This window comes from Bacillus cereus group sp. BceL291, from assembly GCF_051776705.1.
GTDB lineage: Bacteria > Bacillota > Bacilli > Bacillales > Bacillaceae_G > Bacillus_A > Bacillus_A cereus.
Map to the genome: position 1 here is coordinate 187,836 of NZ_JBPWAP010000004.1, position 12,238 is coordinate 200,073.

Genomic DNA, 12,238 nt, shown 5'->3' on the forward strand with positions numbered 1-12,238 from the left:
TTTTTTTGTTCATTCCAAGTTATTTTCATAGTGATGTGACATTTGTCCTTTTGCCATTATAGGATGATGGTTTTTAATTAAGTCAGAAATAAAGGATGAGGAGATGATTTTTTGAAAGGTATTATATTTGCTGTTTTTGCGGGGATATTTATAACACTTCAAGGAACCTTTAATGCGAAACTTAGTTCACATATCGGTATATGGTCGACGAGTATTATAACCCATTTAATTGGATTCATTATTGCAACAACTGTATTTTTGTTAAAGAAAGAAGAGAAAATAACGGATTTAAAGAGTGTGAAAAAAATATATTTAGCAGCGGGTGCATTTGGTGGATTCATTATTTGTGCAGAAACTATGGCGATATATGCACTAGGAGTTACATTGACAGCTGGCACACTTATGGTTGCTCAATTGTTAACGGCAACAGTTATTGAAATGAAAGGACTGTTTCATATAAAAAAGATACAGATGGAGAGATATCATATTGTGGGAACAATAATAATGATTATAGGTATTGTTGTATTTAATATGTAAATGAAAGGAGAAATGAATATGGAGGATAGATCAGGTTTAATTACGCATTATTTGAAAACCAATAAAACGCTCGAGGTTTTTTCAGAAATAGATACAGCTTATTTTCAATTAAATCACTTTGAAAAAGGCGAGCTCATTTGCAATATAGATGACGAAATGGATCGTTTATATTTTGTTGTTAAAGGTAAAGTAAAAGTTTACACGATTACATCTGAAGGGAAGAAACTAATTCTTCGCTTTATCAATCCATTGGCCATTGTTGGTGATATTGAATTAATTCAAAATAGCAAAGCGCATAATGTCGTTGAAGCTTGTTCAGATGTTGTAGCAATCTCTATTTCTAATACGGTTATTAGAAACAAGTTATTACATGATCCTATATTTATAAAGTTCTTGCTTGAAAACATTGCGAACACGTTAAAAATATCGACTCGTTTTACTGCTCTTAATTTACTTTATCCTGTAGAAGTACGTGTAGCTAGTTATTTGCTTTCAATTTCAACAGATAGTAACGGGAATATGTATAAAGGGGATTTGGATGCAACTTCAGTAACGAGTATTGCAGATTTTATAGGGGTAAGTTATAGGCACGTAATTCGGGTATTACAAAGATTTTATAATGAAAAACTAATTGAAAAGAGTAATGGAGTTATTGTAATTAAAGATTTTTCTAGAATGAAGGAAGTCGCTAAAGATAATATATATGAGCAATGAAAGGGAGAGGAAGATTTTGATTGGATTTAGTTTAGCTATATTAGCAGGAATATTAATTAGCGTACAATCTGTTTTTAATGCAAAAGTAAATGAAAATGTAGGGCAGTGGTTAACGACTACATGTGTCCTTGGGATAGGTCTCATTAGCTCTATTCTATTTTATAGCATTACAGAAAACAGTATTAGCATTAAAGTGTATACTGCAAATTATTTGTTTTATGTAAGTGGACTGTTTGGTATCGGGTTAATTATTTGTATAATGGGTGCAATAAAGAGTCTAGGTCCAGCATATACGGTGCTAATTAGTCTTATTACTCAATTGGTTGTTGCGTTATGCATTGATACATTTGGATTATTTGGAATGGAGAGCATTCCATTACAAATAAATAAATTAGTTGGTATAGGTTTATTAATTGTGGGAGTAGGAATTTTTAAAAATCTATTTTTGAATAAGAAAGCTATTCATATAAATGAGGATAGTGTCTAAAGGATATAAAGGGGAAAAGTGTGAATGGTCAGAACTTATACATTTAGATAGTAATAAGTGAGCGATGAGGAGAGAGGATAAATGAATCAGTTAATGTTGCAAGATGGTGTACACTATTTGAAAAGCAATGGGGTATTGCATTGGTGTAAAGTTGCAGGGGCAGCTCATAATACAGTTCCTCTCATTATTGTACATGGTGGTCCAGGTGGCAATCATTATGTATTCGAAAGAACACTTGGGTTGAGGTTAGAAGAAAATATGACTGTTGTTTATTATGAACAAAGAGGATGTGGTAAAAGTGAGGCACCACAAGATGACGGTGAGTACTCAATCAATACTCTAGTCGAAGATTTAGAGGAATTAAGAAAGCAATTACATGTAGAGAAGATAAATTTGTTAGGATATTCTTTTGGTGGACAACTTTGTTTAGAGTATGCTTTGAAATATCCGAAAAATGTTGAACAAATGGTATTACAAGCACCATCGTTAGATGATTTAAATGATATGTATACTGTGCAGATAGAAGGTTTTGTACAAGTAACGAAAGGAGAAATGAAAGAAGAAATATTGATAATAAGTAAGTCAGAAATTCCTTTAAAAGAAAGGTATAATCAAGTTTGGAGTATAGTTGATACAAAAGCTGTAGATCGATTATTGTTTAAAAATGAAGAATTTGCAAAGCTAAATCGGAGTCTTTGGGAGGAAAGTCAGTTAAGTAATACAGGGAAGATGAGCAAAGTTATTTTTGGAACAAAATCATCTTTACCGCTTATTGAGCGTATTAAAGGTTTAGAAATTGATACGTGTGTCATAGTTGGAGCGCATGACTATAACACGGGTGTAGGAATGAGTTATAGAATAACGAGACAATTGAAAAATGGTAAACTTGTTATATTTGAAAATAGTGGACATTTCCCAGATATCGAGGAGACGGATAAAGTATGTGAAACAATTATTGAGTTTTTGGAATAAAAGGGGGATATTAAGGTCGAACCGAATTAATAGAGTTGAATTGGTTATTGGGATATTAAATCATGTAATATGCTAATTGTTTACTTGTAATTGAGGAAGAATCAATTAGTGTATTTGGAAAATAAGTAAAAAAGACCTCGTAAGGTGGAGGTCTTCTTGATTTATTATTTAATATTTTGAACTTATATGAACTGAAGTAGAAGAGTATGATAAGCAATTTCAGGGAACGAGAATATAACCGAATATAAAATATTACTAAACGTATATAACTAATGAATACAATGTCTTTTTCAGTTATTAAGTTGTAAATCATTTTATGATAAAATTTTTTACATAATTTAATAAAGGGGTAGTATTTAATGGGTTATTTCTCAAATGGTTTATTAGTTTTGTTTGTGCTTATCGTATGTAGTTGTATAATTTTTGGTTGATAATATAATGAGAGTCTTATATAAAAGAAGTTATCTCGCTTGAGATAACTTCTTTTTATTTTATATTGAGAAGGAATTCTATCTTTCTTATTGAAGTTTGTTCTAGTTATTTTTACATCGATCAGATTTGTGTAAAGGGAATTTTATGAAATATAAACAAGCCAGAGAATAGGGAGTGTTTACATGGAAAATAGTATACGCTACACAAGTGAACACCCTACAGATTTTAATGGATTATTATCCTTATACGAATCTTTAGGATGGAATTCTCTTAAATTAACGGTTAACGAGTTAGAACGAATGTGTAAGCAAAGTTGGTATGCAATTTATGTTTTTGATGATAAGAGGTTAGTAGGGATGGGGCGTGTCATATCAGATGGAGTCATAACAGGCATTATTTGTGGAGTTGGTGTATTGCCAAAATATCAGTCTAGTGGCATCGGAAAAGAAATAGTGAAACGATTAATCCAGCACTGTGAACAAAACAAGGTTATTCCACAACTTATGTGTGTAGAAAAATTGCAATCTTACTATGAATCTATAGGGTTTGAAGCATTCTCTATTGGGATGACAAAACATATTATAAGATAGAGGTGCTTTATCCTGCTATTTGTCGGGTAGTAAAACCCCACGGATTAAAGTTTCACTTTATATTTTCAGTTTACTTGTACATATTTTCAAACTTCAACATAAAGGAGAATGGCTGTATGGAGATTGCTAAAGGAGTAGAAATGTTACAACTTGAATTTCAAGAATTTGTTATTCATCCAATTCTTTTATGGAATGATGAAATGGCAGTATTAATAGATACGGGTTTCCCAGGACAAATTGAAGATATACAAGTAAAGATGGAAAAGGTTGGGGTATCATTTGATAAGTTAAAAGTCGTGATTTTGACGCATCAGGATATTGATCATATAGGTAGTCTGCCAGAATTGTTGCAGCGCTGTCGAAGTAATATTAAAGTTTATGCGCACGAACTAGATAAGCCATATATCGAGGGGGATTTACCTTTATTGAAGGACGGAAATGTAGAGAACCGCCCAAAAGGAAAAGTGAGTGATACTGTGATTGACGGGCAAGAACTTCCGTATTGCGGTGGAATACTAATTCTTCATACTCCAGGGCATACTCCGGGTCATATTAGTTTATATTTGAAACAAAGCAAAATTCTTATTGCAGGAGACTCTATGTATAGTGTGAATGGGATGTTAGGAGGAATTCACGCCCCAACAACTATAAATATTAAGGAAGCAAAGCAGTCTTTGAAGAAGTATTTAAATTTACATATTGAATCTGTAGTTTGTTACCATGGGGGATTAAGTAAGGAGAATATAAATGTTCAACTTCAAAATTTGTAAAGTTAAAATGGAGTTTTTTGTTAAGTGACGTTGAAGTATAATCTGATTATTAGTATATAAATAAATTATAAAAGAGCATGTTTGAAAAAATTAAACATGCTCTTTTATTAAAGTAAATCAGTTTAATATGAATGACCTAACCCATTCCAATAAAAAGAAACGATTTCTTTTGCTAATTCATCTATATTTGCCAGAATAGGATTGTGATTTTCATCTTTAAAATTCCCAATTGATAATAAAGATACGAAAGCATGAGCCGCAAATTTAGCGTTTCCTTTCGGAATTTCTCCGATGTGCATCGCGTTATCGAGTGCTTTTTCTAGTACTTCATACATATTATCTTCAGCATTTTTTAATTGTTTCAATTGCTCTTCAGATAACGACAGTTTTGCATCTTTCATAAAATTTTTCATATCAATATCCATCGTTGCGTGTAAGTAAACTTTAGCGAAGTCTAATAATCTTTCTTCTAAAGTTTTGTTTGTAGAGAGTATTTGAGACATATTCTCACGTATACGTACCATCATTTCGATCATAGTAGCAGTAAATAAATCGGCTTTTGTTGAATAGTAATAGTAGACAGTTGCTTTCGTAACACCACAAACTTTTGCGACCTCATCCATAGAAACGACTTGATAATTTTGTGTAAGAAATAAGCGGGTTGCTACTTCTAAAATGGTTTCTTTAGTAGATTTTGTATTTTTATTTTGACGCGGCCTTCCGAGAGGACGTTGTTTTTGTTCCAAATACATTCGCTCCTGACATTTATGATTGAGATAATTATAACATAATTTTCAATCATTCTTGATTAATTAACCGACCAGTATATATAATTAATAATGGAGGAAAAAAGGAAGGTGGGTTTTTATGAAAAAGCACCCGTTACATATGTTAGGGAGGCTTGTAGCAGGGAGAAATACGCAATGGATCACTTTATCTGTGTGGGTTCTTATTACATTATTACTTTCATTTACGTTACCACAAGTAAACAGTACAAGAGAACCGAATCCGAAAAATTTACCTGAAACAGCTATGTCACAGCAAGCGGAAGCGCTTATGAAAAAAGAGTTTCCGAATAATGCAGGGAATCCGTTGTTAGTAGTATGGTATAGAGATGGTGGATTACAGTCACAGGATTATAAACTCATACAAGATGTTTATAAAGAGTTAAAAGCTAGTCCTTTAAAAGAACAATCAACGTTACCACCATTTGATACAATCCCAGAGCTAGTATTATCAAAAAGTGCATCAAAAGATGGTACATCATTTGTTACACCGGTATTTTTTAATAAATCTGCTGGTACGGATATATTAAAAGGAAATCTTGAAGAGTTTAGAAAAATAGTGAATAGTAAGGTGGATGAAGATCCATTTAAACAAAAAATAAGTGAATCTGGTTTACATGTTCGATTATCTGGACCTGTAGGTATTCAAACGGATGCAGTTAGTTTATTTAGTCAAGCAGATGTGAAATTGTTAGTGGCTACTGTATTATTAGTCTTGGTCCTATTAATTTTGCTTTACCGTTCGCCAATTTTAGCAATTTTACCTATACTTGTTGTTGGCTTTGCATACGGTATCATTAGTCCTACACTCGGTTTTTTAGCTGATCACGGATGGATTAAAGTAGATGCCCAAGCGATATCAATTATGACAGTATTATTGTTTGGTGCTGGAACGGACTATTGTCTATTTTTAATTTCGAGATATAGAGAGTACTTGTTAGAAGAAGAAAGTAAATATAAAGCATTACAACTTGCGATTAAAGCTTCTGGCGGTGCAATAATAATGAGTGCGTTAACTGTTGTACTTGGATTAGGGACATTATTACTTGCCCATTATGGTGCCTTTCATCGATTTGCAGTACCATTTAGTGTTGCTGTATTTATAATGGGAATCGCGGCTTTAACGATTTTACCAGCACTATTATTAATTTTCGGTAGGATTGCATTTTTCCCGTTTATACCTAGAACAACTTCAATGAATGAGGAGTTTGCAAGAAAGAAAAAGAGGGCTGTAAAAGTTGAAAAATCAAAAGGCTCCTTTAGTAAAAAACTTGGAGATGTAGTAGTACGAAGACCGTGGACAATAATTATGCTAACTGTGTTTGTATTAGGTGGATTGGCTTCGTTCGTACCACGTATTCAATACACATATGACTTATTAGAATCGTTTCCAAAGGATATGCCTTCTCGTGAAGGGTTTACGTTAATTAGTGATCATTTCTCAGCTGGTGAACTAGCACCAGTAAAAGTGGTTGTTGATACGAAAGGAAAAGAGCTTCCTATTAAACAAGAACTAGAGAAATTTTCTTTCGTAAATACAGTGAAAGAGCCAAAAGAGGGAAAAGAAAATAAGCAAATACAAATGTATGAAGTTTCTTTAGCGGAAAATCCATACTCAATTGAAGCGTTAGATCAAATTCCTAAATTGAAAAGTAATGTAGAAAAAGTATTAAAAGATGCTGGGATTAGTAATGCTGAAGAGCAATTGTGGATTGGTGGAGAAACAGCTTCATTATACGATACAAAGCAAATTACTGAACGTGATGAATCAGTAATTATTCCAGTAATGATTAGCATTATCGCTTTACTATTACTTGTCTACTTACGATCGGTTGTTGCGATGATTTATTTAATTGTAACTGTCGTTTTATCATTCTTCTCAGCGTTAGGAGCAGGATGGATATTGCTTCATTACGGTATGGGAGCGCCGGCCATTCAAGGTGCGATACCGTTGTACGCATTCGTATTTTTAGTTGCTTTAGGTGAAGATTATAATATCTTTATGGTTTCAGAAATATGGAAAAACAGAAAGACACAAAATCACTTGGATGCAGTAAAAAATGGTGTAATACAAACAGGTAGTGTTATTACATCGGCAGGTTTAATTTTAGCAGGAACTTTTGCAGTGTTAGGTACACTTCCAATTCAAGTATTAGTTCAATTTGGTATTGTAACTGCAATTGGTGTATTACTAGATACCTTTATTGTTAGACCATTACTTGTACCAGCAATTACAGTTGTTCTAGGACGCTTTGCTTTTTGGCCAGGAAAGCTTTCAAGAAAAAGTGAAGAAGTACAAAAGGTGGATGCATAGTTAAAAAAGCCAAGGATATTTTCCTTGGCTTTTTTCAATGTAGTTAATTAATTTTTTGAAGTCAAATCATCAGCTGCAGCGTGATCAGCATCTTCAATTGTTGTTTCGGGCATTCCGTATAAGCCGTTCATTGCTTGTTCTTCAATAGTAAGGTTTGCAGTATTATTATTTTGAATAGATGTAGTATTTTCAGTAACATTTTCTTTTTTATTCATATTTTTGTTATTCATGTATGTATCCTCCAAATTTCATTTGATTTATCTATAGTATGTGGATGGATTTCAAGAAATATGTGAATTGATTCTTACATATGTTATATAATTAAATAAATAATTAGGGTGAAATGTAAACTGTTAGGAGTGAACAATTATGGTGAAAGCAAGGGAAATAGCCTTCTAAAATAAAAAGAAAATTTTAGGAGGCTATTAGAATGAAGTTTCATGTAATTGATAGAGAAGATTGGAATAGAGAGCAGTATTTTGAGCATTATTTAAAGTTGAAATGTACATTTAGTATGACTGTTAATGTTGATATCACGATGTTATTAGAGAAAGTATATCAAAAGGGAATAAAATTTTATCCCGTTTTTATATATTTAATTTCTAGAGTAGTAAATAATCATAAAAAATTTCGAACATGTTTTAACGATGAAGGAGTTTTAGGCTATTGGGAGGAAATGATACCGAGTTATACAATCTTTCATAAAGATGATAAGTCTTTTTCAAGTATATGGACGGATTATTCAAGTGATTTCCGCACTTTCTATAAAAATTATGAAGACGATATGAGATGCTATGCTAGTGTTCATGGTCTTTTCACGAAAGAAAATATTCCTCCTAATGTATTTCCGATTTCTAGCATACCTTGGACTAGTTTTACTGGATTTAATCTTAATATTAATAATGATGGAAATTTTCTATTGCCAATTATAACTTGTGGGAAATATTTTAACGAAGGAAATAAGGTTATGCTACCAGTTTCATTGCAAGTACATCATTCGGTTTGTGATGGATATGATGCGAGTCAATTTATAGAAGATTTACAGCAGTTAAGTAACACTTGCAACGATTGGCTTAAGTAATATCTAATTTTTAATTATATAAAGTGAAACTTTAATCAGTGGGGTGTCAGCCCCCGCTGATTATTAGCCCGACCGCCACCTAACTTCTTTGCTTTCGCTGAATTTTGAGATGGGGGTCTTACTGCCCGGCAAATAGCGGAATAAAATTGAAAATGAATAAAAGAAGAGACCATGTTGATATTACATGGTCTCTTCTTTTATTCATTAATACTAAGTAATTGTGGAAAATATAGGATGATTTGTAGTTTAATAGTAAAGAGAGTGATTAGTATTAATTTTCTTTGTTTTTAAAATTTTAAGTATGTAAATGTTTAACAGGGGGGAATAAAGTGAAATTCGTAAGCATTGAAAAAGATGAAATCTTAATTGAGGATATGGCAAAATTGTATTGTAAAGTATTTGAGAAAATAAATTTCAATGAAATGATCGAGCGAATGAATAGGCATATAGAATATACAGGTTTTAAAGGTATAGTAGCAATAAATGATGAAAATGAAGTAGTTGGCTTTACTTATGGTTATCGCTCAATCGAGGGACAGTACTATAATCAATTAATGAGAGAAGCGTTACATCTAGAGCAAGTAGACGAATGGTTGCAAGATTGTTTTGAATTTGTAGAGTTAGCAGTTCACCCACAATATCAAAATAAAGGTCTTGGAACGAAATTACATAATGAATTACTAGAAGGGCTTTCAAATAGAACGAGTGTTTTAACAACACAAATAAACAATGAAAAAGCACGTTCGTTATATGAAAGATTAGATTGGGTAAATGTTTTAGAGCCATTTCATCCAAGTAAAAATGATGTTCCATATGTAATAATGGGAAAAGTATTAAAAATAAAAGTGAATTGATAATTATGGCATTCACAAAATGGTTGGTTTGTAATAATGAAGGGGAAAACGAAAATGACGAGAATATCTATAGAAAAAGCTACAATTTTAGATGCTGAGAAATTAACAGAAATAATGAAAAGAACATTTGATGCAGAAGCAAAACAATGGCTATACGGCCAAGATGATGTCATTGATTATAACATTCAACCGCCAGGGTACTCTTCAGTTGAAATGATGGAATATTCCATTGAAGAATTGGATTCTTTCAAAGTTGTAATGGATAAAGAAATAATTGGAGGGATAATAGTTACGATTTCTGGTAAGTCGTACGGTCGAATTGATCGTATTTTTGTAGATCCTGTTTATCAAGGAAAAGGAATTGGATCACATGTTATGAAATTAATAGAAAAGGAATATCCAAACATAAAGATTTGGGATCTCGAAACATCTAGTAGACAAATTAATAATCATCACTTTTATAAAAAGATGGGCTACCAAATGATTTTTGAATCGGAAGATGAGTATTGTTACGTGAAAAGAATAAAAACAAGCTCAAACAAAGAGAGTGTAGTTACAAATAAAGATATGAAAAATAGTCAATACGAAAACTGTAATTTAGCGAATACAGGGTATTATCAAGTGAATTTAAAAAACAGTTCATTTGTTGGTAGCAATATAATAAATATGAATATGAGTAATTGTAATGTAAGTCAATCAAAGTTTAGAAATATAAATTTTAGATGGTCATCATATGCAGATTTAAATCTTTCTGGCAGTAAATTTAATTTGGTGACTTTAGGTGGAGTGCAATTTAAAAATACAAGTCTCGGAGATGAGAAGGAACCTATTGTATTCGATAAATGTGATTTGGAAGGCAGCACTATAAGTAATAGTAATCTGAAAAATATTGAAATAGAAAATTGTAATATAGTCGGCATGAAACTAAATGGTATTCCAATTGAAAATTTGCTTAATTTATATAACGAGGCGAAAAGTTAACCAAATCCATATAGTTGTTAATCTTTTTGGAAATTAAGTATTATATCGAAATAATTATGTAAAAATGACATAAAGAAATACGAGTGAGAAGGTCATTCATACACGTTTCTAGAATACACACAAACAAATATATTGTTATTTATATGGAGGAGAGAAAGATGGGGATCAACGTTAGAGCAGTAGAAATACAAGATGCTAGAGCAATTCATCGTATATGTATACAGGATGACGTTTTACCGTATATGGTTTTCTTACCTAGCATGCTTGTAGAAGCTATGGAAAATAGAATTCGAAATTTAGCACCAAATCAATTTGAATTTGTTGCAGAATATGATGGAGAAGTTGTTGGATTTGTAGGTTTAACACAAAGTCCGGGCCGAAGATCTCATTCAGGCGATTTATTCATTGGGGTAGACAGTGAATATCATAATAAAGGAATTGGGAAAGCACTTCTTATGAAGATGCTTGATCTGGCTGATAATTGGTTAATGTTAGAGAGAGTAGAACTAGGTGTGTTAGAAACGAATCCAAAAGCAAAAGCTTTATATGAAAAATTTGGATTTGTAGAAGAGGGAGTAAAGATAGGGAATTTGAAAGCTCACGGAAAGTTTATTAATGAAATTATGATGAGTCGTTTTAGACCGAATGGTTTAATTGTACATAATGAATAGTTAAAAGCATGACAGTATACTGTCATGCTTTTTCATTAGAATTTGGCTGTAATAAAAATAATACTAAACCAATAAAAATAACGGTAATTCCTAGTCCTTGTTGTAAAGAAATAGTCTCATGTAATATAAAGTACGCTAGCATACAAGTGCCAATTGTTTCACCTAAAATACTCATTGAAATTACAGTAGCACTCATCCATTTTAATAACCAATTAAAAATGGTTTGTCCTAAAATTGTAGCAATGAAAGCTAATCCAATAAAGCACAACCAAGTTTGTGTAGAGTAATGGATGAAAGATTCTTGTTGCATGAAAGCAAATATGCTAAGAAAGCCAGCACTACTTCCATAACTAATTACCGAATATGGTATAAGTGACAAATCTTTACGAACGTGTTGGCTAATGAAAAAATAAGCAGTAATGATACCGGCAGCGATAAATGCTAAAATATCTCCATATAAAGCTTCTCCACTAATTTTGAAATCTTGCCAGCCAATGATGATACTACCTGAAATAGCGATGAGGCAACCAATAACCGCTCCTTTCGTAAATCTCTCCTTAAATAAAAAATAACCACCAATCATTGAGAACAAAGGTTGTAACGTTACGATAACTGTAGAGCTTGCTACAGAAGTATATTGTAATGATTCAAACCATAGTACATAATGTGCAGCTAAAAATAGCCCAGATGTGAATCCGAATGTCCATTGTTTTTTCGTTAAAGTTTTTAGCTCATTTCGACTATTTTTATTAAATAGTAATAACGGTAACAGGATCAGTGTGGCAAAGAATAATCGGTAAAAAGCAATGATTGTCGCAGGAGCATCTGCCAATTTTACAAAAATTGCTGAAGTTGATAAGGCGAATACACCAAAAAATAAGATGAAATATGAAAGAATAGGTGATTTCAAAGTTTGTCCCTCCGATAGAATGTTTATTATAATAAACTTAATGCGATATAATGTACAAAAGTAAGTATATAAGTCCCGGAGATAATAGGAAAGGATTATTTGCCTTTGTTTAGTATGTCAGCACAAAGACAATGAAATAT

The 12,238-nt window shown here is 32.1% G+C and carries 14 protein-coding genes; 11 read left to right on the forward strand and 3 right to left on the reverse strand.

Annotated elements, in window-relative coordinates:
- Window positions 1–111: 111 nt before the first annotated feature.
- The 6 genes from ACS2CR_RS05580 (at window position 112) to ACS2CR_RS05605 (ending at window position 4,502) form a co-directional block, all read left to right on the forward strand.
- Window positions 112–537 carry a DMT family transporter gene (locus tag ACS2CR_RS05580; protein WP_000676013.1) on the forward strand — a complete coding sequence of 142 codons (426 nt, stop codon included), beginning with the start codon at window positions 112–114 and terminating at the stop codon, window positions 535–537.
- 18 nt (window positions 538–555) lie between these two features.
- Window positions 556–1,251 carry a Crp/Fnr family transcriptional regulator gene (locus ACS2CR_RS05585; RefSeq protein ID WP_053512253.1) on the forward strand — a complete coding sequence of 232 codons (696 nt, stop codon included), beginning with the start codon at window positions 556–558 and terminating at the stop codon, window positions 1,249–1,251.
- 16 nt (window positions 1,252–1,267) lie between these two features.
- Window positions 1,268–1,738: a DMT family transporter gene (locus ACS2CR_RS05590; protein WP_016109939.1), complete on the forward strand. Its 471-nt coding sequence runs from the start codon at window positions 1,268–1,270 to the stop codon at window positions 1,736–1,738.
- Between the two features lie 81 nt (window positions 1,739–1,819).
- A complete protein-coding gene (locus ACS2CR_RS05595; RefSeq protein WP_053512252.1) occupies window positions 1,820–2,710 on the forward strand; it encodes an alpha/beta fold hydrolase in 891 nt (296 codons plus the stop codon).
- 614 nt (window positions 2,711–3,324) lie between these two features.
- Entirely contained in the window at window positions 3,325–3,732 is a 408-nt protein-coding gene (locus ACS2CR_RS05600) for a GNAT family N-acetyltransferase (RefSeq protein ID WP_000431735.1), read from the forward strand.
- 116 nt (window positions 3,733–3,848) lie between these two features.
- Entirely contained in the window at window positions 3,849–4,502 is a 654-nt protein-coding gene (locus tag ACS2CR_RS05605; protein WP_000401504.1) for an MBL fold metallo-hydrolase, read from the forward strand.
- A gap of 122 nt (window positions 4,503–4,624) precedes the next feature.
- Here ACS2CR_RS05605 and ACS2CR_RS05610 read toward each other — a convergent pair whose 3' ends face one another.
- A complete protein-coding gene (locus ACS2CR_RS05610) occupies window positions 4,625–5,248 on the reverse strand; it encodes a TetR/AcrR family transcriptional regulator (protein ID WP_053512251.1) in 624 nt (207 codons plus the stop codon).
- A gap of 121 nt (window positions 5,249–5,369) precedes the next feature.
- Between ACS2CR_RS05610 and ACS2CR_RS05615 the strand changes: the two genes are divergently transcribed.
- Entirely contained in the window at window positions 5,370–7,601 is a 2,232-nt protein-coding gene (locus ACS2CR_RS05615) for an MMPL family transporter (protein ID WP_053512250.1), read from the forward strand.
- Between the two features lie 47 nt (window positions 7,602–7,648).
- Here the strand turns inward: ACS2CR_RS05615 and ACS2CR_RS05620 are convergent, their stop codons facing one another.
- Complete coding sequence (locus ACS2CR_RS05620) at window positions 7,649–7,831, reverse strand: DUF4021 domain-containing protein (RefSeq protein WP_001060657.1); 183 nt, start codon at window positions 7,829–7,831, stop codon at window positions 7,649–7,651.
- A gap of 200 nt (window positions 7,832–8,031) precedes the next feature.
- On the opposite strand from ACS2CR_RS05620, the gene catA reads away from it, so the two are divergent.
- From catA to ACS2CR_RS05640, 4 genes are all read left to right on the forward strand, one after another.
- Window positions 8,032–8,682: a type A chloramphenicol O-acetyltransferase gene (gene catA / locus ACS2CR_RS05625; protein WP_053512249.1), complete on the forward strand. Its 651-nt coding sequence runs from the start codon at window positions 8,032–8,034 to the stop codon at window positions 8,680–8,682.
- A gap of 329 nt (window positions 8,683–9,011) precedes the next feature.
- On the forward strand, window positions 9,012–9,536 hold the full coding sequence (locus ACS2CR_RS05630) for a GNAT family N-acetyltransferase (protein ID WP_000673961.1): 525 nt from the start codon (window positions 9,012–9,014) through the stop codon (window positions 9,534–9,536).
- A gap of 36 nt (window positions 9,537–9,572) precedes the next feature.
- Entirely contained in the window at window positions 9,573–10,517 is a 945-nt protein-coding gene (locus tag ACS2CR_RS05635) for a GNAT family N-acetyltransferase (RefSeq protein WP_002061342.1), read from the forward strand.
- A gap of 158 nt (window positions 10,518–10,675) precedes the next feature.
- Window positions 10,676–11,188: a GNAT family N-acetyltransferase gene (locus ACS2CR_RS05640; RefSeq protein ID WP_153602419.1), complete on the forward strand. Its 513-nt coding sequence runs from the start codon at window positions 10,676–10,678 to the stop codon at window positions 11,186–11,188.
- Between the two features lie 22 nt (window positions 11,189–11,210).
- On the opposite strand, the gene ACS2CR_RS05645 is transcribed toward ACS2CR_RS05640, so the two are convergent.
- Complete coding sequence (locus ACS2CR_RS05645) at window positions 11,211–12,098, reverse strand: DMT family transporter (protein ID WP_000841812.1); 888 nt, start codon at window positions 12,096–12,098, stop codon at window positions 11,211–11,213.
- Window positions 12,099–12,238 lie beyond the last annotated feature (140 nt).